Source organism: Streptomyces sp. NBC_00887, from assembly GCF_045207585.1.
Genome location: NZ_CP108788.1, coordinates 5,438,342 through 5,462,201, shown reverse-complemented (window position 1 = coordinate 5,462,201; position 23,860 = coordinate 5,438,342). Strand labels below are relative to the sequence as shown.

Here is a 23,860-nt window from a genome sequence, read left to right as displayed (position 1 = left end):
GGCCCGTCGACCCGCGGCGGTCGCCCGCGACGACTGCCGTGCACCCGGTGCCGACCCGGTGCCGACCCGTGCCGGCCTGCGCGGATATCCCCATGGTGACCCCGGCGGGCCACACCCGCATCAACCGATCGGCTGATGGGGCCGTCGGCCGACCTGCGTGCGGCCTCGAGCCGGTACGCCGACCGTACGGGCCCGGATCCGGCCGGAGGATCGATATCCGAGCAGGCACAAGGCCGAGCCGAATCACCGAGGAGCCCACGATGAAGAAGATGTCTCTGCGTACCCGCGTCCTGACCGGTGCCGTCGCCGCAGCCGCCCTGAGCGCCGGAACCTTCGGCGCGATGTCCGCGAACGCGTCCGCCCCGGCCGCCGCACCCGCCGCGGTCAAGGCCGACACCGCCGACCGGAACCTCCAGCAGTCCACCCACCTGACCGTGGCCGCCGCGACGAAGGCCGCGCAGGCCACCCTCGACGCCGCGAAGAAGGAGAACCAGCGTGTCTCGGTCGCCGTGGTCGACCGCAACGGCAACACCCTCGTGACGCTGCGCGGCGACGGCGCGGGCCCGCAGTCCCCCGAGTCCGCCGTGAAGAAGGCGTACACCGCCGTGTCCTGGAACGCCCCCACCTCCGAGTTGACCGAGCGCCTGGAGCAGGCCCCGAACCTGAAGGACATCCCCGGCACACTGTTCTTGGCGGGCGGCGCGCCCGTGCAGGTCAAGGGTGCCCCGGTGGCGGGCATCGGAGTGGCCGGGGCCCCGAGCGGCGACCTCGACGAGAAGTTCGCCGCGGCGGGCGTCGCGGCGCTGGCGAAGTAGTCGCCGTCGCCCTCGTTCCCGTTCGTCGCAAGGAGAAGCAGATGAACGCCGTCGACCACCGGCTGCTCGACGCCGCCCGTACCGGCGACACCGAAGGAGTGCGGGCGGCGCTCGAGGGCGGGGCCCGTGTCGAGGCCCGCGACGAGGAGCTGCGTACCCCGCTGCTCCTGGCGGCTCTCGGTGACCATGCCGACGCGGCGCGACTGCTGGTGGCGGCGGGTGCCTCCCCCGACGCGCAGGACAGCCGCGAGGACAGCCCCTGGCTGGTCACCGGGGTCACCGGCAGCGTGGCGATGCTGCATGTCCTGCTGCCGGCGGGCCCCGACCTGACGCTCCGCAACCGCTTCGGCGGCATCTCGCTGATCCCGGCGAGCGAGCGCGGACATGTCGCCTATGTGCGGGAGGTGCTCCGTGCCACCGCCATCGACGTCGACCACGTCAACCGGCTGGGCTGGACGGCCCTGCTGGAGGCCGTGATCCTCGGCGACGGCGGACGGGCGCACCAGGAGATCGTCGAGGTGCTGCTGGCGGCGGGCGCGACACCGGGGCTGCCGGACGGCGACGGGGTCACGGCGCTGGAGCACGCGGAGCGTCGCGGCTTCTCGGAGATGGTGGAGCTGCTCCGGGACGCGGCGGGCGCCGAGGGCTCCCGGTGAGCGTCCGCAGGGCGGTGCCCACGGTGGCTGCCGTCCTGTTGCTCGCGGGTTGTGCGACGGGCACCCAGACCTCCGCGGACGCGCCCCGGCCCACCCTCGAAGCGGGAGCGAGTACGGGCACGGCGCAGGAGCGCACACCGCGCGGGACCCTCCTCGTCGCCGACTTCCGCGGTGACACCGTGACGTTCGTCGATCCGGGTCCGGGCCGGGACGCGGGCCCTCTCGGGTCGGTGGAGGCCGGCACCGCTCCGTACGGCCTGACCGTCGGCGAGGACGGCCGGGCCTGGGTGGCGACCGCCGAGGGGGTGGCGGTCATCGACACGGCGACGCGGACCCGTCTCGACGTCATCCCGTACGCGACGGAGTCGGGCCCGGTCACGACGGGTGAGTACCGGGGCGGTGGCATGGGCATCGCCCTCGCGCCCGACGGCGAGCACGTCTACGTCGGCGTCAACGTGCCCGGCGGGAACGGGGTGCTGGAGGTCATCGACACCGCGACCCGCGAGGTCACCGCCTCCGTCCCGGTCGGCCGTCGGCCCTTCGACGTGGACGTCTCGGCCGACGGCGGCGAGGTGTACGCCACCGGTCACGACTCGTTCGACGTGACGGCCGTCGGGACCCGCACCCTGGAGCCGCGGCGCATGGAGGTCGCCCCGTACGGCACCGAGGGCGGGCTCGGTTCGTGGCTGAAGCCGCACTACGCCGTGGTGCGCCCGTCGGACGGGAAGCTGCTGCTGCCGTTCGAGGGCGAGCGGCTCGCTGTTCTCGATCCGCGTACCGGCACGGTCCGGACCGAGCGGATGACCGCCGACACGCACCAGCACGGCGCGGCTCTCACCCCCGACGGGACCCTCCTCGTCGTCGGTACCGGCCCGATCGCCGCGGACGACGAGGAAGCGTCCCTCACCGTCCGGACCCCCGACGGCGGGGAACGCACCGTCGCCCTGGACGGACCGCACGAGGATGTGGCCGTGTCGCGGGACGGCCGCACGGCGTACGTCACCGGCGGCTTCACCCGTGACGGCTACTGGAACGGCATCACGGTCGTCGACCTTGCCGGGCAAGGGGCCGGGAGGCCGTTCAGGATCGGCGCGGGCGAACGCCCTCTGGGCATCGCCGTCCTCTGAGCCGCTCGCCGGGACGCTCTCCGTTGCCGTCCTGTCCCCGCCCGGCCGCCGTTCCACGAAATCAACCCGACATTCCACACATAGGATCACCGGTGTGGATCAGCGAACCCCCGTACGGAGTGCGGCGCCCGCCACCCTGCTGCTCGCCCTCCTGACCCTCGCCACGGCCTGCACGCCGGACACCGGCGGGGTGCGGGGCACACCGGGCGCGGCGGGGCTGCGCGATCCGTACTTCCCCAGGCTCGGCAACGGCGGCTACGACGTCACGCACTACGCCCTGACCCTGGCCGTCGACGCGGGTTCCGGTCGGCTGCGCGGTACGGCGGAGATCACCGCCCGTGCGACCCAGGACCTCAGCGCGTTCAACCTGGATCTGGCGGGGCTCGACGTCGGGTCGGCGACCGTCGAGGGCAGGCCCGCGGCCGTGAACCGGGCGGGCAGCGAACTGACGCTGCGTCCGGACAACGACGTCGAGGACCGGCTGCGCAAGGGCAGGACGTTCCGTACGGTCGTCCGCTACTCCGGCGCCCCGCGGACGTTCACCGATGCCGACGGGGCGAAGGAGGGCTGGGTGCGGACCGGGCGCGGGTCGGTCGCGCTCGGTGAGCCGACCGGCTCCATGGCCTGGTTCCCCGGGAACCACCACCCGAGCGACAAGGCCTCGTACGACATCAGGGTCACCGTGCCCGAGGGGCGGAGCGCTGTCTCCAACGGCGAACCGGCGTCCCGGCGTACGGCAGGGGGGCGCACCACGTTCCACTGGCGCACCCGTGAACCCATGGCGAGCTATCTCGCGACCGTCGCGGTCGGCCGCTACACGGTGAAGGAGTCGGCCACCGGGGACGGCATGCCGGTGGTCACCGCCGTCGATCCGGCGGCGGCCGGTGAGAGCGCCGCCGTGCTCGCCCGGATCCCGGAGGTCCTCCGGTGGGCGGAGCAGACGTTCGGCCCGTATCCGTTCACCTCGGCCGGGGCGATCGTCGGGCTGAGCGAGGACTCCGACTACGCGCTGGAGACCCAGAACCGGCCGTTCTTCCCCGGCCCGCCCGACATCGGGCTGCTCGTCCACGAGCTGGCCCACCAGTGGTTCGGCAACTCCGTCACCCCGGAGAACTGGCAGGACATGTGGCTCAACGAGGGCTTCGCGACGTACGCGGAGTGGCTCTGGAACGAGGAGCACGAGGGCGTCCCCGTCCGGGACAGCTTCGACGCGGCGTACGAGAACGACGCGAACTGGGCCTTCCCACCGAGCGATCCACCGTCCGCCGCGGACCTGTCCGGGCCTCCTGTGTACGGGCGCGGCGCGATGGTCGTCCACCGGATCCGGCAGCGGATGGGTGACGACGACGCCTTCTTCGCCCTCGTCAGGGGCTGGCTGAAGGCCCACCGGCACGGCAACGCGGCGACGGAGGACTTCACCGCGTACGTGGAGAAGGAGTCCGGCATGGATCTGACCACGTTGTGGGACACCTGGCTCGACGGCAGGAGCCGGCCCGCCCGGGGCTGACCGGCTCCCGTGCCGTCGGGCCGGGTTACTTCACGTCGACTCCGGTCCAGGCGGCGTCGACGGCCGCGAGTTCGGCGCTGTCCGCCCCGAACAGGTCGGTCGCGGCCTTCTGTGTCGCGACGCGGGCGCCCGCGTAGTCGGTGGTCGAGGTCATGTAGACGGAGAGGGCCTTGTACCAGATCTGGTAGGCCTTCTGGCGGCCGATGCCGGTGACCGTGGAGCCGTCGGAGGTCGGCGAGTCGTAGTCGACGCCGTTGATGGTCTTCGTGCCGCTGCCCTCGGCCAGCAGGTAGAAGAAGTGGTTGGCGACGCCGGAGGAGTAGTGGACGTCCAGATCGCCGACGCCGGAGTCCCAGTAGTCGGCCGAGCCGCCGTCCTTGCTGGGCTTGTCCATGTAGCGCAGGGGGGTGCCGTCGCCGTTGATGTCGATCTTCTCGCCGATGAGGTAGTCCCCGGCGTCGGTGCTGTTGTCCGCGAAGAACTCGACGGAGGTGCCGAGGATGTCGCTGGTCGCCTCGTTGAGTCCGCCGGACTCGCCGGAGTAGTCGAGGTCGGCGGTGGCGGCGGTGAGGCCGTGGGTCATCTCGTGGCCGGCGACGTCGATCGCGGTGAGGGCGCTCTTGTTGTCGGCACCGTCGCCGTACGTCATGCAGAAGCAGCTGTCGTCCCAGAACGCGTTGACGTACGCGTTGCCGTAGTGGACCCGGGAGTACGCGGCCTTGCCGTCGCCGGCTATGCCGGAGCGGCCCAGCTCGGACGTGTAGAAGTCCCAGGTCGCCGCGGCGCCGTAGTGGGCGTCGACCGCTGCGGTCTGGCGGTCGTTGCCGGTGCCGTCCCCCCAGGTGTCGTCGGCGTCGGTGACGAGGTCCCCGCTGCCGCTGCTGCCCTGGTCGAGGTCGTACGTCCTGTGGGCCGCCGCGATCGCCGTCGGCGAGCTCGAAGCCCGAGCCTCCCGGTGTGGTCGTCAGGGTGACCTGGCCGCTGTACTGGCTGTTGCCGGTGCCGGTCTCGACGGCCTCGTAGCTGTGCAGCTTCTTGCCGGTGGAGGCGTCCGTGATGGTGTGGACCCTGCTGGGTGTGCCGTCCTTCCGCACACCGGACCTGACCGCCTCGAAGGCGAGGACGGGCTTGCCGCTGCCCGCCCAGACGACCTTGCGCGCGCTTGCCGCCGACTTCACCTCCGGCTGGGTCGACGGCACGGCTATGCGGGCCTCGGTGGCCTTGTCCACGCCCTTGGAGCTGCCGTCGGACGCGGTGTGGGTGACGAGATCGCCGCCGAGGACCGGGATCCCGGCGTAGGTGCGCTCGTAGCGGGTGTGCACGGTGCCGCGGGCGTCCTTGATCACGTCACGGACGATCAGTTTCTCCTGGCTGCCGAGGCCGAGGGACTCGGCGGCCGCGGTGGCTCCGGTCTGTGCGGCGCGGATGGCCGAGCCGCGCTGCGCGGCGGTGTTCACACCGAGTGCGGTGGCGGGTGCCGTGCGGGGGGAAGAGGCGGTGTCATCGGGGGTGTTGGGGCCGGCCGTGGCCGAACCGGTCTGCACTCCGACGACGACCATCGCGGCAACTGCGGCCAGGGCAGCGGCGCGACGGGTGTTCATGTGGGGGGGTCATGCCTTCTCCGTTGCTCGTTCCTGTGGGGGTTACGAGCGGAGAGCGTGCCATCGAAAGAACGACTTTGACCGTGTGCCGACAATTGCCTCACAAGTTTTTGACCAGTTCTTGTCCGACTGGAGCGGGCTCGTGTCCGCTATGCGGCGGGTGGCGGAGGCTCAGGACGCCATGACGTCGTGACGCACGGGAGCCCCCGGCCGACAGATTCGGCCGGGGGCTCCCGGTGGACAGGCGTTCTACGTCAGAGGTTGACGCCGAAGTCCTGGGCGATGCCGCGCAGGCCCGATGCGTAGCCCTGGCCCACCGCGCGGAACTTCCACTCCGCGCCGTTGCGGTAGAGCTCGCCGAAGACCATGGCGGTCTCGGTGGCGGCGTCCTCGCTCAGGTCGTAGCGGGCGAGCTCGGTGCCGCCGGCCTGGTTGATGATGCGGATGAACGCGTTGCGCACCTGGCCGAAGTTCTGGCTGCGGGTCTCGGCGTCGTAGATGGAGACCGGGAAGACGATCTTGTCGATGTCCGCCGGGAGGCCGGCCAGGTTGACGTTGATCTGCTCGTCGTCACCCTCGCCCTGGCCCGTGACGTTGTCACCGGTGTGGACGATGGTCTGGTCCGGCGTCGCCTTGTTGTTGAAGAAGACGAAGTGGCCGTCGGAGAAGACCTTGCCGGCGGTGTTGACCGCGATCGCCGAGGCGTCGAGGTCGAAGTCGGTGCCGGTGGTGGTGCGGACGTCCCAGCCGAGGCCGACCGTGACGGCGGTCAGGCCCGGTGCCTCCTTGGTGAGGGAGACGTTGCCGCCCTTGGACAGGCTTACTGCCATGGGAAGTCCCTTTCCTTCGTCGTGTGCGGGCTTCGTGCCATCACGAAAGCTACCCGTCACACGTCATAACGCAGGCGATAGACCACGAGGTTCCTGCTCGCTTTACTTTCTTTGCCGAACTTCTGGCCGAACGCCCGCAAAAGAAGGTGACGAACAGGCTGTGGGCCAGGGAACATGGGTGTCATGTCCGGGCCCTATGTCATCCGCGGTTCGGTCTCCCTGCCGGAGGCCGAGCTCATGTGGCGTTTCTCGCGGTCCTCGGGGCCCGGCGGGCAGCACGTCAACACCAGCGACACGCAGGTGGAGCTCCGCTTCGACCTCGCGGCGACCGAGGCGCTCCCCGAGGTGTGGAAGGCGCGGGCGCTGGAACGGCTGGCCGGCAAGCTGGTGGGCGGGGTCGTGGCGGTACGCGCCTCGGAGCACCGCTCCCAGTGGCGCAACCGCGAAACGGCCGCCGTGCGGCTCGCCGCGCTCCTCGCCGAGGCCACCGCGCCGCCGCCGAGGCCGCGTCTCAAGAAGAAGATCCCGCGGGGCATCAACGAGCGCCGGCTGCGCGAGAAGAAGCAGCGGGGCGACACGAAGCGGGGCCGCTCCGGCCGCGACTGGTGACGGCCGCGGAGTCCGCTCCCGGGCAGCGCCAGGCATCGCGACGGTGTGAGGACGGCCGCGTCCGCGACGAAGCGAAGGCCGCATCGCTCCGCGAGGGTCAGCCCAGTCGGCGGTAGCGGCCCTTGAAGTACGCGAGCGGTTCGCCGTCCGTGTTCGGTAGTCCGGCCGTCAGCACCCGGCCGATCACGAGCGTGTGGTCACCTGCCAGGACCCGCTGTTCCGTACGGCACTCCAGCGTCGCGAGCGCTCCTTCGACCAACGGCGCACCCGTCACCTCTCCCCGTACGTACGGGATGTCCGCGAACAGCAGCCGGTCGCTGATCCGGCCCTTCATGGCGAACCGGCCGGCGATCTGCCGCTGGCTCTCCGCGAGCACCGACACCGCCCACAGCGGCTGCTCGGCCAACAGGTCGTCCATCCGCGAGTCGTTGCGCAGGCTCACCATCACCAGCGGCGGATCCAGCGAGACCGAGACGAAGGCGGTCGCCGTCATCCCCACGTCCTCGCCGCGGCCGTGTTCGTCGAGCGGCGGTTCCTGGGCGGTGATCAGCACCACACCGGCGGCCAGGCGGGCCAGGGCGGCGCGGAATTCGTCATTGCTCACCCCCTCAGCATGGGGGACGGCTTCGGAGCGCGGGGCGGGGGGAGTCTTCTGCAGCACATCCGGCACGCTAGTGCCGTACGGTGCGCGATCGCATCGGTCCAGGGGACCAGCCGGGTCCTAGGACTCCCGGACCACCGACCGGTTCCGGCCGGCGCACCGCCGGCGGCGCGGCGGATTTGCGTTCAGGAAGGGACAGGAGCCCCCCGGGAGTGAGATCGTGGTCCGTTTATCATTCTGTTGTGACTTGAGTCACAGAGAGCAATATTTGTTGACCCTGTGTACCGGGTGCACAGCTCACTGTGATTCAGTGGCCGTGACACTGCAACAAGTACGTCGATATGAAACCTGGAGTTGCTGTCGAGGTCTCGGGGAGTGCGAGCAATGGAGGCCGAGTCGGAGCCGTACGTCCGCCTTGCGACCATGCGGCAGCTGCACCAGGCCGTCGCTGATCTCAATACGGCGCGGAGTCTGGCGGACACGCTTCAGACCGTGGCCGACGGCATCGTCGCCGGCCTCGGCTACGAACTGGGCTGTGTGAACCTCGTCCGGCCCGACGGTGACCTCGTCGTGGCCGCCTTCGCCGGCAACACCGCCGCGGAAGCCCTGATCACCGGCCGTGTCGGCTCCCGGGAGTCCTGGGAGCGCAGGCTGTCCATGGGCGAGGCCTGGGACGGACTCCGGTTCATACCGCACACCGAGGGCTGGGTTCTCCTCGACGACGACGTACCGCAGTGGCACACCGAGGGCCCCGAGCCCCGCTTCGAGGACGAGTGGCACCCCCTGGACCGCCTCTACGCCCCCATGTACGCCTCCGGCGGTGGACTGGACCTCCTGGGCGTCATCTCCGTCGACCGGCCCCGCAACGGCCGCCGGCCCGGAGCCTGGGGCCGTGAGGCCCTCCAGATGTACGCGTCCCAGGCCGCCATTGCGATAAGCAACGCCCGGCTCCGAGCAAACATGCAGCGTGCCCTGGTCAGGCTCGAACGGGAACAGCAGGCGCTGCGGGCCAGCGAGGAATCCTTCCGCCAGGCGTTCGAGTACGCCCCGAGCGGCATGGCCATCGCCGAGATGGGCGGTGACCAGCACGGCAGGCTGCTGCGCACCAACGACGCGCTCTGCCGTCTCCTGGGCCGCCCCGCCTCCGTACTGCGCCGCTACTCCTTCGCCGACCTCGTCCACCCCGAGGACATCGGCACCCTGCTGCGTACCTCCGCCGAGGGCGGGCGCGCCGAGCTGCGGCTCAGCCGCAGGGACGGCACCTACCTCTGGGTCTCGCTGCGCAACTCGGTCGTCGCCGACACCGCCGACGGCCCGCGCTTCCTGCTGACGCACGTCGAGGACATCGAGGAGCGCAAGCGCAACGAGCTGAATCTCGCGCACCGCGCCTCGCACGACGCCCTCACCGGCCTGCCCAACAGTGCCGAGCTGCGCTCCCGGCTGAGTGCCCGGCTCTGTGAGAGGCCCCACTCGATCGCGTCGACCGCGATCGAGGCACTGGACGCGGCGTACGGGGACGTCGAGGCATCCCGTACGCACGGCTACCGCCCCGACGGCTACGACGGGGACGCGGCGGTCGGAGGCGGCCCGTACGACCACCACGTGCACACGGTGGCGCCCGACATGGAGCGCGACGACGGGGCGAAGGGCCTCGCGGTGCTCTTCTGCGACCTCGACGGCTTCAAGTCGATCAACGACCGTTTCGGACATCACACGGGTGACGCGGTTCTCATCGAGGTGGCACGGCGGCTCACCACCTGCGTACGGGACGGTGACACGGTCGCCCGGCTCGGGGGTGACGAATTCGTCGTCCTCGCAGACGGCCTGGGGGCCGCAGATGCCGCAGATCTGGCCGTACGCTTGCGTAACGCCATCATTCCGCCCATCCGGGTGGACGGCCGGGCAGTCAGGGTCGGGGCGAGTTTCGGTATCGGCTGGGCAGAGTGCGGCATGACCGCGGAAGAGGTCCTGCGCTCCGCCGACCAGCGGATGTATGTGGAAAAGCGGTCCCGATCGAAGGTTCACCGCCGAGCCGGCTGACGTTCACACCCCGGCAGTCCCCTTACCCCGCCCCGGTTTCCCGGTCGATCGAGGGCAATTCGGCGCGTGCTCCGTTCGGGGTAGGCTCGGCCGGTCGGCGACGGCTGGCGACATGGTGAGGAGTGACCCAGGGATGACGGCCGGGAACAACGGCGCGAGCAAGCCCGAGGACGACGATCCGTTCGGCTATCTGTACGAGGACGGGCGTGCGGCAGGAGCCCAGCCGCCCGGACAGGGTGGTCAGGGTGGTTACGGCTACCCCGGACCGGCCGCACAGCCCGGCGTGCCCAGAACCTCGTACAACCAGGTGCGGACCGTCGGCGAGCGCCAGTACGGGCAGGTTCCGCCGCAGCAGGCGTACGGCCAGCAGGCCCCGCCGCAGTACGGGCAGCAGCCTCCGCAGCAGTACGGGCAGCCGAACGCGCAGTACGCGGCCCCCGAGACGTATCCGGGTGGTGCGGGCTCCTCGCAGGTCCCGCCGCGCGGCGGTGGCCGGGGCGCGGGTCCGGGCCGGGGCGGCCCCAACACCAAGGCGCTGCTGATCGCGGCGGTCGCCGTGGTCGCGGTCGTGCTCATCGGCATCGGCGCCGCCCTGATGACGGGCGACGACGACAAGAAGGACCAGGCCGGCACGTCGGCAGGTCCGGCCGGTGAGGTCAAGGAGTCCCCGAAGACCGAGGACTCCGCGAAGCCCTCGAAGGAGCCCGTCGAGCTGCCCGAGCAGGACGCGGCGACGCTGTCCCTCGGCGGCACGGCCGCCCTGGACAACACGGTCAAGGGCGCCAAGGGTGCGAACGGCCAGTACATCAGCCTCAACGAGGTCGGCCGGTCGGCCACCTGGACGGTCGATGTGCCCGAGAGCGGCCCGTACACGCTCTACGTGACGTACGGGGTGCCGGGCAAGGACGCCAAGACCTCGCTCACGGTCAACGCCGAGGAGCCCCGTTCCATCAACATGAAGAACTTCGCGAAGGCGGCGGAGGGCGACCTGGAGAAGGGCTGGACCACCACGTACGCGTGGGTGCAGCTCAACAAGGGGTCGAACACGCTCACGCTGTCGTGCCGCGAGGGCGACCAGTGCGATGCCAATCTCGACCAGCTGTCGCTGAAGTCGGGTCACATCAAGTAGGCCCCCCGTACAGCAGAACCACCACCGTCCCGGTCATCGCCTCGCGAGCCGGGACGCGGTGTTTTCCGGGTTGTCCGGGTTCAGGTGGCGGGTGCGTGCTGCTCGACCGAGACACGGGGCAGCAGGTCCTCGTACACCGCGCGGTCGAACTCGCCGGCCGCCGGAGCCAGTACGGTCGCCGTCGACAGGGCGACCGCCCGCGCCAGCCGGTCCGGCCAGCTCAGGCCCTCCGCGAGGCCGGACAGCAGTCCGGCCACGGCGGAGTCGCCGGCGCCCGTCGGATTGCCGCGGACGGCGGACGGCGGTGCGGCCCGCCAGATGCCCTCGGGGGTGACGGCGAGCAGGCCGTCCGCGCCCAGTGACGCGACGACGGCGGCCGCGCCGCGGCGGCGGGCGTCACGCGTCGCGCGCAGGGGTTCGCGTGCGCCGGTGAGCCGGGCGAGCTCGTCGGCGTTCGGCTTGATGAGGTCGGGCCGTGCCGCGATGCCGCGGCGCAGCGGTTCGCCGCCGGTGTCCAGGAGGACGGGGACGCCGGCGGCGCGGGCGAGGCGGACCAGTTCGGCGTACGCGCCGACGTGTATGCCGGGCGGCAGGCTGCCGCAGAGGGCGACCGACTGCGCTCCGGGCAGCAGTTCCCGGTACGTCCGCAGGAAGGCGGCCCACTCGTGGGCGCCTATCTGTGGGCCGGGCTCGTTGAGCTGGGTGGTGTCCCCGGTGGAGAGGTCGACCAGGGCGAGGGTGCGGCGGGTGTTCCCGGAGGTCGTGACGAGCGCGTCCTTGGGGCGGTGGGGGAGTGCCGCGAGCAGGTCGCGCAGGACGGCTCCGGTGGCGCCTCCGGCGAAGCCCGTGACCACCGTGTCGTGCCCCAGGGCGGAGAGCACCCGGGCCACGTTGAGGCCCTTGCCGCCCGGGCGTTCGGACATCTCGCCGATGCGGTGGCTGGTGTGCGGGACGAGGGCGGGGACGGTGGACGTGAGGTCGAGTGCCGTGTTCAGCGTGACGGTCAGTATCACCTGTACCGGCCCCCGGTTCCTTGGTCGTTCGTCCCTGCGCGCCGTCTCCTCCGCGACGCCGTCCCGGCGATCATGTCAAAGAGACGGCGGCCGTCCCAGACCTACGGGCCAACCGCCGTCTCTTCGTTACGTGTTCAACAGGGCGTCAGCAGGGGGACACCCTGAGGGAAACCCCCACGGCTGCCTTCATCCGAGAGGCGGTTCGACGATCCACTCGCCCCTGCGCATGACGCCCTTGAGCGCGAAGTCCGCGTCCAGGACCACGAGGTCGGCGTCCTTGCCCGGGTCGAGCGAGCCGACCCTGTCGTACAGGCCGAGCAGCCGTGCCGGGTTGGCGGAGATGGACCGCACGACGTCCTCGACGGGGATCCTGTCGATGGTGACGGCCCGTCGGAACGCCGTGTCCAGGGTCAGCGTGGAGCCCGCGATCGATCCGCCCTCCACCAGGCGTGCCACGCCGTCCTTGACCTCGACGGCGAGCGGGCCGAGTACGTAGCGGCCGTCGCCGACCCCGGCCGCGTCCATGGCGTCCGTGATCAGGGCGACCCGGTCGGCGCCCGCGCGGTGGTAGGCGAGCTCCAGGGCTGCGGGGTGCAGGTGCGTACCGTCGTTGATCAGCTCGACGGTGATCCGCTCGTCCTCCAGGAGGGCGGCGATCGGACCCGGTGCGCGGTGGCCGAGCGCCGGCATCGCGTTGAAGAGGTGCGTGGCGACGGTGGCGCCCGCGTCGATCGCCTCGACGGTCTGCTCGTACGTCGCGTCCGTGTGCCCGATGGCGGCGATGACCCCGTGCTCGGCGAGCAGCCGCACGGATTCGATGCCGCCCGGCAGCTCGGTGGCGAGGGTGACCATCTTGGCCGTGCCCCGTGCCGCGTCGAGCAGCTTGCGGACCTCGGCCGGGTCGGGGTCGCGGAGCAGTTCCTCGCTGTGTGCGCCCTTGCGGCAGGGCGCGATGAAGGGCCCCTCGAAGTGGATGCCGGCGAGCTCGCCCTGCTCCACCAGCTCCGAGAGCATGCCGGCCTGCCGGGCCAGGAAGTCCATGTCACCGGTGACCGTGGAGGCGACGACGGTCGTGGTGCCGTGTTCGCGGTGGGTGCGTGCTCCGGTGAGGGCGTCCTCGGCGGTGCCGGTGGCGAAGGACGCGCCGCCGCCGCCGTGGTTGTGCATGTCCACGAAACCGGGGACCACCCAGTGGCCCGAAAGGTCGACGGTGCGGGCGCCCTCCGGCATGCTGCCGGCGATCCGGGTGCCCTCGACGATCACCCGGCCGTCCTCGACCGTCCCGGTGGGAAGCACCACCCGGGCACCTGCGAGAACTGTGCTGTCTGCGCGTCCGGCCATCAGGCGGATACCTCCGTGGAGAGAAGATCCCAGGCGAGCAGCCCTGCGCCCAGGCATCCGGCGGTGTCCCCGAGGGCCGCCGGGACGATGTGAGGCAGCTTCTGGAACGTGACGCGTTCCTCGACAGCCGCACGCAGTGGTGTGAACAAGGTTTCCCCCGCCTCGGCCAGACCGCCACCGATGATGAGCGTGCGGGGGTCCAGCAGGGTCAGCGCGGTGACCAGTCCGGCGGCGAGTGCGTCGACGGCGTTCTGCCATACGCGCTGTGCGGCGGGGTCGCCCGACTCCACCGCTTTCGCGCAGTCCGCGGCGTCGGCGTCCGGGTCCCCGGACGCGGCGGCCCAGGCCCGGGTCACCGCGGAGGCGGAGGCCAGGGTCTCCAGACAGCCGCGCTGGCCGCAGTTGCAGTCCGGGCCGTCCGGCCGGACCACGATGTGGCCGATCTCGCCCGCGTAGCCATGGGCGCCCGCCTCGATGCTGCCCGCGATGCCGATGGCCCCGGCGATGCCGGTGCCCAGCGGCACGAACAGGAAGCGGTCCGCACCCTTGCCCGCGCCGATCCGGCCTTCGGCGAGGCCGCCGGTCCTGACGTCGTGGCCGAGCGCGACGGGCAGGCCGCCGAGCCGTTCGCCGAGCAGTTTCCGCAGGGGCATGTCCCGCCAGCCCAGGTTGGCGGAGTAGACCGCGATCCCGCGCTCGGCGTCGACGATCCCGGGCACGGCGACCCCGACGGCGACAGCCGGCGTGCCGAACCGCTCCTCGCCGTGCGCGCGCAGTTCCGCCGCGAACCCGAGAATGGTCTCGACCACTGCCTCGGTCCCGCGCTCGCGGCCGGTGGCCCGGCGCGCCTCGTGGAGCAGGGTGCCGTCGGCCCCGACCAGTGCGGCCTTCATTCCTGTGCCGCCCACATCGAGGGCGATGACGTGTCTCACGGAAGACAGTTTCGCCCGGCGACCCCTAAAAGGTCTAGTCCACTATCGCGGTTTGTTGACCATCCATACAAAATGACCCCTGTGTGCGCCCGCCCGTCCCCCCTCCGACCGGGCGCGAGGGGTCGGATAGATTGCCGAATCGATACTCCGATGGTGTAGACCTCCGCAGTGGACGTGAGGCAGGATCGCGGCTCATCGCCGGATCGGTCATCGGTGCGAACCCAGAGGGATGGACAGGTCTGTGCAGCGGCGCTTGGTGGGTCTGACCGCGGCGGTGGCCGCATTCGGCATGACGGCAACGTTGTCCGGCTGTGGCACGGAGAGCGGTTCGGGGGAGGTCACCCTGAAGTTCGTCGCGGCCGACTACGGCACAGGTGCGGAGAACAGCTCCGAGAAGTACTGGGACGACGTCGCCCGGAAGTTCGAGAGGGCCAACCCCGGCATCAAGGTCGACGTCAACGTCCTCTCCTGGAAGGACGTCGACCGCGAGGTCGCCGCCATGGTGAAGGCCGGCGACGCCCCCGACATCGCGCAGATCGGCGCGTACGCCGACTACGCCAGTGCGGGCAAGCTGTACGACGCCGACGAGATGCTCGCCATCAGCACCTCGGCCAACTTCCTCCCCTCGCTCAGCGACGCGGGCAAGGTCGACGGGGAGCTGTACGGCCTGCCGTTCGTGGCCAGCACCCGGCTGCTCTTCTACAACAAGGAACTGTTCGCGAAGGCGGGCATCGATGCCCCGCAGACCTGGGACGACATCCAGGCCGATGCCGCCGCGCTCAAGCAGCGTGACGTGACCTACCCCTTCGCCCTGCCGCTCGGCCCCGAGGAGTCCCAGGCCGAGACCATGATGTGGATGCTCAGCGGCGGCGGCGGCTACACGGACGACGTCGGGTCGTACAGCATCGACTCCCCTCAGAACATCGCCACCTTCAAGTGGCTGAAGAACAACCTCGTCGGCAAGGGCCTCACCGGCCCCGTCGCCCCCGGCAAGCTCGACCGGGCGACGGCCTTCGACGCCTTCACGGAGGGCCAGGTCGGGATGCTCAACGGCCACCCGACGCTGATGCAGGAGGCCGAGAAGAAGGGCGTCGACGTCGGCATGGTCCCGCTGCCCGGGATCCAGGGACCCTCCAAGGGCTCGATGGGCGTCGCCGACTGGATGATGGGCTTCAAGGAGAACGGCCACCGCGAAGAGATAGGCAAGTTCCTCGACTTCGCGTACACGGACGAGAACGTGCTGGCCTTCGCCGACCAGTACGACCTGCTGCCCGTGACCGGCAGTGCCTCCGAGGTGATGGAGGCGGACGAGAAGTACAAGGCGCTGTACGACTTCCTCGAGGCGCTGCCGAACTCCCAGCTGTACCCGTTCGGCAAGACGTCCTGGGCGACGGCCAGCGAGGCGATCAAGGAGAAGATCGGCTCGGCCGTGGAGCCGAACGGCAACCCGGAGGGCATCCTCGGGCAGATCTCGGAGGAGGCGCGTCGGGCGGAGGCCGCGGAGTAGGTTGGTTGACATGACCGCAGCCGACGACCCGCTCCCCGACGAGGGGCGTGCGGTGCTGGCCCTGGAGCGGCGCTCCTGGGCCGGACCCGGTGCGAAGGAACGGGCGATCCGGGAGCAGCTCGGCATCTCGCCGGTCCGCTACTACCAGCTCCTCAACGCCCTGATCGACGACCGCCGGGCGCTCGCCGAGGACCCGGTGACGGTGAACCGGCTGCGGAGGGTGCGGGACGCGAGACGCGGACGGCGCTGAGCCCCCGGCCCCGCCGGACGGTGTTCTCGCCGCTCGACCGGGTTGATCGTGGCCCCACCACGGGCGCCCCGTCACCGATACGCTCGGAGCATGGGCAGCAACCCGGACCAACCTGTGCCGACCCCGTCCACCCAGGCCGGCCGTGAAGGCCTCGCCGCGCTCCTCGCGCGCCCCGACCGCGCCGTGATCGCGCTCGATTTCGACGGCACCCTCGCCGACATCGTGCCCGACCCGGAGCAGTCGCGGGCCCATCCCGGGGCCGTACCCGCCCTCGCCGCGCTCGCGCCGCAGGTCGCCTCCGTCGCCGTGATCACCGGCCGCCCCGCGGGCGTCGCGGTCCGGTACGGCGGCTTCGCCGGGGTACCCGGCCTCGATCACCTCGTCGTCCTCGGGCACTACGGCGCGGAACGCTGGGACGCCGTCACCGGCACCGTGCACGCCCCCGCTCCGCACCCCGGCGTCGCCGCCGTCCGCGCCGAACTCCCCGGCGTCCTGCACGAGGTCGGTGCCTGGCACGGCACCTGGATCGAGGAGAAGGGGCAGGCCGTCGCCGTACACACGAGGCGGGCCGACGACCCGCAGGCGGCGTTCGAATCCCTGCGCGAACCCCTCGGGCACCTGGCCGCCCGGCACGGGCTGATCGTCGAACCGGGCCGCCTCGTCCTGGAGCTGCGTCCGCCGGGCATGGACAAGGGAGTGGCACTCGCGGAGTACGTACGGGAGGCCGACGCCGAGTCCGTCCTGTACGCCGGGGACGACCTGGGCGACCTCGCCGCGTACGCAGCCGTCGAGAAGCTCCGCGCCGAGGGGCCGGACGGCACCCCGGGCCTCCTGGTCTGCAGCGGCACCGAGGTTCCCGAACTCGCCGAGCGTGCCGACCTGCTGCTGCCGGGCCCGGCGGCCGTGGTGGGCCTGTTGGAGACCCTGGCGCGGCACCTGGGAAAGCCGAAAGGCGTCCAGGGGTAGGTCCTGGGGACCCCCCAGGACCTAACCCCGGAGCGCGTCCAGCTGGTCCAGGAACCACTGCTGCGGCGGCAGTGCGGTCGCCGCGGCGGCCAGCCGCTTCGTGCGCGCGCTCCGCTCGTCGGCCTCCATCGTCAGCGCCTCGTGCAGCGCCGCAGCCGTGGCCGACACGTCGTACGGGTTGACCACGACGGCGTCCTCGCCGAGCTCCTCGTACGCCCCCGCCTCCCGCGACAGCACCAGCGCGCAGCCGTTGTCGGAGACGACCGGGACCTCCTTCGCGACGAGGTTCATGCCGTCGCGGATCGGGTTCACCAGGGCCACGTCCGCCAGCCGGTACGCCGCGAGCGAGCGGGCGAAGTCGTCGTCGACGTGGAGGATGACCGGGGTCCAGCCCTCCGTGGCGTACTCCGCGTTGATCCTGTCGGCGACGCGCTGCACCTCGGCGGTGTAGTCGCGGTACACCGCGAGGTCCTGCCGGGAGGGGTAGGCGAACGCCACGTGCACCACCCGCTCGCGCCATTCGGGGCGCTCCTCCAGCAGGGCGCGGTAGGCGTGCAGCCCGCGGACGATGTTCTTGGAGAGCTCGGTGCGGTCCACCCGCACGATCGTCCGCCTGCCCGGGCCCACCTGCTCCCGAAGCGTCTCCATCCGCTCGTCCACGTCCGCCTCGTGGGAGCGGCGGCGCAGGAAGTCCGCGTCGGCGCCCAGCCCGTGCACCCCGATCCGGGTGCGGCCGGTGCCGCCCAGGACCTCCGTGCAGCAGCTGATGAACGCGTCCGCCCAGCGGCGGGTCAGGAACGCGGCCCGGTCGGCACCCAGGATGCCGCGCAGCAGCTGCTCGCCGATGTCGTCGGGCAGCAGCCGGAAGTAGTCGACGGGGGCCCACGGGGTGTGCGAGAAGTGGCCGATCCGCAGATCGGGGCGCAGCTCGCGGAGCATGCCGGGCACCAGCGACAGGTGGTAGTCCTGGACCAGGACCGCCGCGCCCACGCCCGCCTCCTCGGCGAGGGCCTCGGCGAAGGCGCGGTTGTACGCCTCGAACGACGCCCACTGCCGCCGGAACTCCGCGTCGAACACCGGCTCCAGCGGTGTCTGGTAGATCATGTGGTGGACGAACCAGAGCACCGAGTTGGCGATGCCGTTGTACGCGTCGTCGTGGACTCCGGCGTCGATGTCGAGCATGCGGACGCCGGGCTCCGACAGGCCTCGCCGGACCGCCTCGCGGTCGCCGTCGCCCAGGGCCGCGCACACCCACAGCTTGTCCTCGACGGCGCTCAGACCGGAGACGACGCCGCCCCCGCCGCGCTTCGAGTCGAGCGTGCCGTCCTCGCGCAGCGCGTAGGACACGGGGCCGCGGTTGGACGCGACGAGGACCTGGGCAGAGTGCTCGGAGACCATGTACCCGAACCTAGCCCGTTCGGGAAGCCGCCAAACGCGAAGCCCACCGCGAAACGTCACGCCGCGTGGCGGGACGCGTACTCCGTGATCTCCCGCATCGGCGGCCGCTCCTCGGTGTCCACCGCATGGGTGCGCGGTACGAAGCCGCTCTCGCCCCGCTCGAACTGGGTGAGTACGGGGCGCACCAGATGACCCCGGGAGAGCCGCAGCTGGGCGGTGCGGTAGATCGCCGCCGCCATGCGGCCGAGCGCCTGGCCGTCCTGGTGGCGGTGCTTGCGCACGCCGACGTCCACCTGCGCCAGCGCGTCCAGGCCCACCGTGTGCAGGGCGTCGACGAGCAGGCCCAGCTCCACTCCGTAACCGACGGGGAAGGGGAGCCGTTCGAGCAGGGAGCGGCGTACGGCGTACTCGCCGCCCAGCGGCTGGACGAAGCCGGCCAGTTGCGGCCAGTGCAGGTTGAGCAGCGGGCGTGCCACCAGTTCGGTGACCCGGCCGCCCTGGCCTGCGGCTTCTCCCAGTGGGCGGTCGTACATGGCCTTGACGAACTGGACCTCGGGGTCCGTCAGCAGGGGACCGACGATCCCGGAGACGAAGTCCGCGGAGAAGTCCTTGAGGTCGGCGTCGATGAAGCAGACGATCTCACCGCTGGTCACCAGCAGTGACCGCCACAGCACCTCGCCCTTGCCGGGTACGGCCGGTATCCGGGGGAGTATCGCGTCCCGGTGCACCACCCTGGCACCCGCCCGGCGGGCCACTTCGGCGGTGGCGTCGGTGGAACCGGAGTCGATCACCACCAGTTCGTCGACGAGCCGGACCTTCTCCATCAGCTCGCGCCGGATCTCCTCGACGATCGCTCCGACCGTCGCCTCCTCGTTCAGGGCGGGCAGGACGACGCTCACCCGGGCGCGGCGCGGATCCCTCGCGCGCGCGGCCGTGAGGCGGTCGAGCGGGCGGTCGTCGGCCGACCAGGAACGCCTGGTCAGCCAGCGTTCCACCTCTTCCAGCACGGTCGATACTCCCTGTATGTGATCCATCTCGCGGTTCGGACGACTATCTCAATCGTCCAGGGCTTCGGTTACAGTCTTGAACAACGCGGATGGCCCTCGCATGTCGGGGTCGGTCCGCGAATAAATGCCCGGATCGATGGTCCGGTGCCATAGCGCTCATCCAGAGGGACTGAGGGAACGGCCCGTTGAAGTCCCGGCAACCCCCCTGCCGACCGCGAGGTCACGGTGGGGAAGGTGCCAATTCCGTCTTGTGGCGAAATACGCCGCAAGGAAGATGAGGAGAAAGGGCTCCGCCATCATGTCTGTTCAGACAGTTGCAGCGAACACCGATTCTTCTGCCGTGGACCTTGGTTCCGCCGCAGCACTTTCCTGCCGCGAATGCGGCGAGCGTTTCGAGCTCGGTCCCATTTTCGCCTGTGCGTCCTGTTTCGGGCCGCTCGAAGTGGCGTACGACCTGCCGAGCGGCTCCCCGGAAGAGCTCAAGAAGCGCATTGCCGAAGGCCCCGACAACATCTGGCGCTATGCGCCGCTGCTGCCCGTTCCGGCCGATGTCGCGAGCAAGCCCAACATCAACCCCGGCTTCACGAAGCTGGTCAAGGCCGACAACCTCGCCCGTGAGCTGGGCGTCACCGGCGGTCTGTACGTCAAGGACGACTCCGGCAACCCGACGCACTCCTTCAAGGACCGTGTCGTCGCGATCGCCGTCGAGGCCGCCCGCGCCTTCGGATTCACCACTCTGTCCTGCTCCTCCACCGGCAACCTCGCCGGTGCGGTGGGCGCCGCGGCGGCCCGTGCCGGCTTCCGCTCGTGCGTGTTCATCCCGCACGACCTGGAGCAGGGCAAGGTCGTCATGGCCGCGGTGTACGGCGGCGAACTGGTCGGCATCGAGGGCAACTACGACGACGTCAACCGCTTCTGCTCGGAGCTCATCGGCGACCCGCTCGGTGAGGGCTGGGGCTTCGTCAACGTCAACCTCCGCCCGTACTACGGCGAGGGCTCCAAGACCCTGGCGTACGAGATCTGCGAGCAGCTCGGCTGGCAGCTGCCCGACCAGATCGTCATCCCGATCGCGTCCGGGTCGCAGCTCACGAAGATCGACAAGGGCCTGCAGGAGCTGATCAAGCTCGGCCTGGTCGAGGACAGGCCGTACAAGATCTTCGGCGCCCAGGCCGAGGGCTGCTCCCCGGTCTCCACCGCCTTCAAGGCCGGACACGACGTCGTACGGCCGCAGAAGCCGAACACGATCGCCAAGTCCCTCGCGATCGGCAACCCGGCGGACGGCCCGTACGTCCTGGACATCGCCCGGCGCACCGGCGGTGCCGTCGAGGACGTCGACGACGAGCAGGTCGTCGACGCGATCAAGCTGCTGGCCCGCACCGAGGGCATCTTCGCGGAGACCGCGGGCGGTGTGACGGTCGGTGTGACGAAGAAGCTGATCGACGCCGGTCTGCTGGACCCGACGCTGACCACCGTCATCCTGAACACCGGTGACGGCCTGAAGACGCTGGACGCCGTCGCCCCGACGACCGGCCTGTCGGCCACGATCCGGCCGAGCCTGGACGCGTTCCGCGACGCGGGCCTCGCCGCCAGCTGACCACCCGAGACCGAAGGAAGGCACCCCATGAGCGTCAAGGTCCGCATCCCCACCATCCTCCGCACCTACACGGGCGGTCAGGCCGAGGTCCCGGCCGAGGGCACGATCCTCTCCGAGGTCATCGAGTCCCTGGAGAAGAACCACCCGGGCATCGCCGCCCGCGTCCTGGACGACCAGGGCAAGCTGCGCCGCTTCGTGAACGTGTACGTCAACGACGACGACGTGCGCTTCGAGGGCGGCCTGCAGACGGCGACCCCGGACGGCGCCGGTATCTCGATCATCCCGGCCGTCGCCGGAGGCTGACCCGTCGAGCACCGTGCCGGGGGCCGACCCGCCGAGCACGGTTGCCGGAGGCCGAGCCTCCTGTACGACTTCACAGCGTGAACACCGTTGCCCCCTCCGCAAGAGAAGCGGAGGGGGCAATTCTGCATGGTTGAGCGCGGTACAGTTGGGGAAGCCCCCTCCGCTGCCTGTGCCGCCCGCATATGAGAATGCGCCCGGTCGCGATGAGAAGCAGCCAAAGTACGTGAACCCCTTGCGCCATAAGTGGCCTTTGTCAGGCCCGACTTGCCCTGGAATCTCATGAGTTCGACCTATCCGGGCGTTCACCTGTGCCCAGAATTCTCGTCCGATTGCCCTGTTGCAGAGGGCAGTTGGGCAGATACATTCGGCCGCGGTCGACGCGTTCCGGCGCACGCCACCCTCTCCTGTCGGAGGGTGAGTTCTGACCCAGGGCCCGCGAAGTGCGGTCCTGTGCAAGGGCCAGTAATAGGGGAGTTAGGCATGGCTCAGGGCACCGTCAAGTGGTTCAACGCGGAGAAGGGGTACGGCTTCATCGCGGTCGACGGTGGTGCGGATGTTTTCGTCCACTACAGCGCGATCCAGATGGACGGGTACCGCACCCTCGAAGAGGGTCAGCGAGTTGAATTCGAAATCTCGCAGGGCCAGAAGGGGCCGCAGGCGGACATGGTCAAGCTCGCCGTCGGCTGAGCTCGGCGCGGTCGGCCAACGACACTACTCACACACGCAGGGCCCGTACCCGGAAGAGGGTACGGGCCCTGCGTGCGTACCGCGCGCCCCCCGGCGGTTGTCCACATCTGGAGGGGGACGCTTGCACTCGCAGGGGTCGAGTGCTAATCATTGGCGTTAGCACTCTCCAGGTGAGAGTGACAGAAACTTGGACCGGGCCGGTGAGGCCCGCAGGCTCACGGGGCAAGGAACCGCTGAGCACGCTGGCCGTCCGTCGCGGGCGCCTCTCGGTCCGGAGAAATCCACCCCTGTCCGGGAGGACCACTTCACATGGCCAAGATCATCGCGTTCGACGAGGAGGCACGGCGCGGTCTCGAGCGCGGGATGAACCAGCTCGCCGACGCCGTCAAGGTCACCCTCGGCCCCAAGGGCCGAAACGTCGTCCTCGAGAAGAAGTGGGGCGCGCCCACGATCACCAACGATGGTGTTTCCATCGCCAAGGAGATCGAGCTCGAGGACCCGTACGAGAAGATCGGTGCGGAGCTGGTCAAGGAGGTCGCCAAGAAGACGGACGACGTCGCCGGCGACGGTACGACCACCGCAACCGTTCTCGCCCAGGCGCTCGTCCGCGAGGGCCTGCGCAACGTCGCCGCGGGTGCCAACCCGATGGCTCTCAAGCGTGGCATCGAGAAGGCCGTCGAGGCCGTCTCCGCCGCTCTGCTGGAGCAGGCGAAGGACGTGGAGACCAAGGAGCAGATCGCTTCGACGGCCTCCATCTCCGCTGCCGACACCGAGATCGGCGCCAAGATCGCCGAGGCGATGGACAAGGTCGGCAAGGAAGGCGTCATCACCGTCGAGGAGTCCCAGACCTTCGGTCTGGAGCTCGAGCTCACGGAGGGTATGCGCTTCGACAAGGGCTACATCTCGGCGTACTTCGCGACCGACATGGAGCGTATGGAGACGTCGTTCGACGACCCGTACATCCTGATCGTCAACTCCAAGATCAGCAACGTGAAGGACCTCCTTCCGCTGCTCGAGAAGGTCATGCAGTCGGGTAAGCCGCTGCTGATCATCGCGGAGGACGTCGAGGGCGAGGCCCTGTCGACCCTGGTCGTCAACAAGATCCGTGGCACCTTCAAGTCCGTCGCCGTCAAGGCTCCGGGCTTCGGTGACCGCCGCAAGGCCATGCTCGGCGACATCGCCATCCTCACCGGTGGCACCGTCATCTCCGAGGAGGTCGGTCTCAAGCTCGAGAGCGCCGGCGTCGACCTGCTCGGCAAGGCCCGCAAGGTCGTCATCACCAAGGACGAGACCACGATCGTCGACGGAGCGGGTGACAGCGACCAGGTCCAGGGCCGCGTCAAGCAGATCCGTGCCGAGATCGAGAACTCCGACTCGGACTACGACCGCGAGAAGCTCCAGGAGCGCCTCGCGAAGCTGGCCGGCGGCGTGGCCGTCATCAAGGCCGGCGCCGCGACCGAGGTGGAGCTCAAGGAGCGCAAGCACCGCATCGAGGACGCGGTGCGCAACGCCAAGGCCGCCGTCGAGGAGGGCATCGTCGCCGGTGGTGGCGTCGCGCTGCTGCAGGCCACGGCCGTCTTCGAGAAGCTCGACCTGACGGGTGACGAGGCCACCGGTGCCAACGCCGTCAAGCTCGCGCTGGAGGCCCCGCTCAAGCAGATCGCCGTCAACGGTGGTCTCGAGGGTGGCGTCATCGTCGAGAAGGTGCGCAACCTGCCGATCGGTCACGGCCTCAACGCCGCGACCGGCGAGTACGTCGACATGATCGCCGAGGGCATCATCGACCCGGCGAAGGTCACGCGCTCCGCCCTGCAGAACGCCGCGTCCATCGCCGCGCTCTTCCTCACCACCGAGGCCGTCATCGCCGACAAGCCGGAGAAGGCCTCTGCGGCTGCTCCGGGCGGCATGCCGGGCGGTGACATGGACTTCTGATCCCCTGGGATCAGC

Annotated in this window: 21 protein-coding genes, 1 pseudogene and 1 riboswitch; of the genes and pseudogenes, 14 read left to right on the top strand and 8 right to left on the bottom strand. The window is 70.4% G+C overall.

Annotated elements, in window-relative coordinates; translation table 11 throughout:
* Positions 1 to 260 precede the first annotated feature (260 nt).
* The 4 genes from OG844_RS24925 (at position 261) to OG844_RS24910 (ending at position 4,105) form a co-directional block, all read left to right on the top strand.
* Complete coding sequence (locus OG844_RS24925) at positions 261 to 815, top strand: heme-binding protein (RefSeq protein WP_406393206.1); 555 nt, start codon at positions 261 to 263, stop codon at positions 813 to 815.
* A 41-nt stretch (positions 816 to 856) separates the two neighbouring features.
* On the top strand, positions 857 to 1,471 hold the full coding sequence (locus tag OG844_RS24920; RefSeq protein ID WP_406393204.1) for an ankyrin repeat domain-containing protein: 615 nt from the start codon (positions 857 to 859) through the stop codon (positions 1,469 to 1,471).
* Entirely contained in the window at positions 1,468 to 2,598 is a 1,131-nt protein-coding gene (locus OG844_RS24915; protein ID WP_406393202.1) for a YncE family protein, read from the top strand. Before OG844_RS24920 ends, OG844_RS24915 begins: the two co-directional genes overlap by 4 nt.
* A 94-nt stretch (positions 2,599 to 2,692) precedes the next feature.
* Positions 2,693 to 4,105 (top strand): M1 family metallopeptidase, encoded by a 1,413-nt coding sequence (locus OG844_RS24910; protein ID WP_406393200.1) that lies wholly within the window; start codon positions 2,693 to 2,695, stop codon positions 4,103 to 4,105.
* A 25-nt stretch (positions 4,106 to 4,130) separates the two neighbouring features.
* Here OG844_RS24910 and OG844_RS24905 read toward each other — a convergent pair.
* Positions 4,131 to 5,706, bottom strand: a pseudogene (locus OG844_RS24905) (M4 family metallopeptidase).
* A gap of 254 nt (positions 5,707 to 5,960) precedes the next feature.
* Complete coding sequence (locus OG844_RS24900) at positions 5,961 to 6,536, bottom strand: TerD family protein (protein WP_328905060.1); 576 nt, start codon at positions 6,534 to 6,536, stop codon at positions 5,961 to 5,963.
* A gap of 174 nt (positions 6,537 to 6,710) precedes the next feature.
* Here OG844_RS24900 and arfB point away from each other — a divergent pair, with 174 nt between their 5' ends.
* Complete coding sequence (gene arfB / locus OG844_RS24895; protein ID WP_329208640.1) at positions 6,711 to 7,145, top strand: alternative ribosome rescue aminoacyl-tRNA hydrolase ArfB; 435 nt, start codon at positions 6,711 to 6,713, stop codon at positions 7,143 to 7,145.
* A 97-nt stretch (positions 7,146 to 7,242) separates the two neighbouring features.
* Here the strand turns inward: arfB and OG844_RS24890 are convergent, their stop codons facing one another.
* On the bottom strand, positions 7,243 to 7,749 hold the full coding sequence (locus OG844_RS24890) for a flavin reductase family protein (RefSeq protein ID WP_406393197.1): 507 nt from the start codon (positions 7,747 to 7,749) through the stop codon (positions 7,243 to 7,245).
* Between the two features lie 381 nt (positions 7,750 to 8,130).
* Here OG844_RS24890 and cdgB point away from each other — a divergent pair, with 381 nt between their 5' ends.
* Both cdgB and OG844_RS24880 read left to right on the top strand, forming a co-directional pair.
* Entirely contained in the window at positions 8,131 to 9,786 is a 1,656-nt protein-coding gene (gene cdgB, locus OG844_RS24885) for a diguanylate cyclase CdgB (RefSeq protein ID WP_406393195.1), read from the top strand.
* Positions 9,787 to 9,919: 133 nt separating this feature from the next.
* Positions 9,920 to 10,915, top strand: a complete 996-nt coding sequence (locus OG844_RS24880) for a carbohydrate-binding protein (protein ID WP_406393193.1) — start codon at positions 9,920 to 9,922, stop codon at positions 10,913 to 10,915.
* An 80-nt stretch (positions 10,916 to 10,995) separates the two neighbouring features.
* Here OG844_RS24880 and OG844_RS24875 read toward each other — a convergent pair whose 3' ends face one another.
* From OG844_RS24875 to OG844_RS24865, 3 genes are all read right to left on the bottom strand, one after another.
* Complete coding sequence (locus OG844_RS24875; RefSeq protein WP_406393191.1) at positions 10,996 to 11,928, bottom strand: 1-phosphofructokinase family hexose kinase; 933 nt, start codon at positions 11,926 to 11,928, stop codon at positions 10,996 to 10,998.
* A 186-nt stretch (positions 11,929 to 12,114) separates the two neighbouring features.
* The gene (gene nagA, locus OG844_RS24870; RefSeq protein ID WP_406393189.1) at positions 12,115 to 13,269 is read right to left on the bottom strand and encodes an N-acetylglucosamine-6-phosphate deacetylase; all 1,155 of its coding nucleotides are present in this window, start codon (positions 13,267 to 13,269) and stop codon (positions 12,115 to 12,117) included.
* Positions 13,269 to 14,201: an ROK family protein gene (locus tag OG844_RS24865; protein WP_406393188.1), complete on the bottom strand. Its 933-nt coding sequence runs from the start codon at positions 14,199 to 14,201 to the stop codon at positions 13,269 to 13,271. The genes nagA and OG844_RS24865 overlap by 1 nt, the downstream gene beginning before the upstream one ends.
* A 229-nt stretch (positions 14,202 to 14,430) precedes the next feature.
* On the opposite strand from OG844_RS24865, the gene OG844_RS24860 reads away from it, so the two are divergent.
* The 3 genes from OG844_RS24860 (at position 14,431) to otsB (ending at position 16,924) form a co-directional block, all read left to right on the top strand.
* On the top strand, positions 14,431 to 15,708 hold the full coding sequence (locus tag OG844_RS24860) for an ABC transporter substrate-binding protein (RefSeq protein WP_406393186.1): 1,278 nt from the start codon (positions 14,431 to 14,433) through the stop codon (positions 15,706 to 15,708).
* Between the two features lie 10 nt (positions 15,709 to 15,718).
* Positions 15,719 to 15,958, top strand: coding sequence for a DUF3263 domain-containing protein (locus OG844_RS24855; protein WP_351172869.1), 240 nt, complete (start codon positions 15,719 to 15,721; stop codon positions 15,956 to 15,958).
* A 90-nt stretch (positions 15,959 to 16,048) separates the two neighbouring features.
* A complete protein-coding gene (otsB, locus tag OG844_RS24850; RefSeq protein ID WP_406393184.1) occupies positions 16,049 to 16,924 on the top strand; it encodes a trehalose-phosphatase in 876 nt (291 codons plus the stop codon).
* 21 nt (positions 16,925 to 16,945) lie between these two features.
* Here the strand turns inward: otsB and OG844_RS24845 are convergent, their stop codons facing one another.
* Positions 16,946 to 18,322, bottom strand: coding sequence for a trehalose-6-phosphate synthase (locus OG844_RS24845; RefSeq protein ID WP_406393182.1), 1,377 nt, complete (start codon positions 18,320 to 18,322; stop codon positions 16,946 to 16,948).
* A gap of 56 nt (positions 18,323 to 18,378) precedes the next feature.
* Entirely contained in the window at positions 18,379 to 19,329 is a 951-nt protein-coding gene (locus OG844_RS24840) for a glucosyl-3-phosphoglycerate synthase (RefSeq protein ID WP_406396243.1), read from the bottom strand.
* A gap of 153 nt (positions 19,330 to 19,482) precedes the next feature.
* Positions 19,483 to 19,610: riboswitch (SAM riboswitch) on the top strand.
* 17 nt (positions 19,611 to 19,627) lie between these two features.
* Between OG844_RS24840 and thrC the strand changes: the two genes are divergently transcribed.
* The 4 genes from thrC (at position 19,628) to groL (ending at position 23,845) form a co-directional block, all read left to right on the top strand.
* Positions 19,628 to 20,923, top strand: a complete 1,296-nt coding sequence (gene thrC, locus OG844_RS24835; protein ID WP_406393180.1) for a threonine synthase — start codon at positions 19,628 to 19,630, stop codon at positions 20,921 to 20,923.
* Between the two features lie 27 nt (positions 20,924 to 20,950).
* A complete protein-coding gene (locus OG844_RS24830; RefSeq protein ID WP_351172857.1) occupies positions 20,951 to 21,226 on the top strand; it encodes a MoaD/ThiS family protein in 276 nt (91 codons plus the stop codon).
* 480 nt (positions 21,227 to 21,706) lie between these two features.
* Complete coding sequence (locus OG844_RS24825; protein WP_003967346.1) at positions 21,707 to 21,913, top strand: cold-shock protein; 207 nt, start codon at positions 21,707 to 21,709, stop codon at positions 21,911 to 21,913.
* Positions 21,914 to 22,222: 309 nt separating this feature from the next.
* Positions 22,223 to 23,845, top strand: a complete 1,623-nt coding sequence (gene groL / locus OG844_RS24820) for a chaperonin GroEL (protein ID WP_329208626.1) — start codon at positions 22,223 to 22,225, stop codon at positions 23,843 to 23,845.
* Positions 23,846 to 23,860 lie beyond the last annotated feature (15 nt).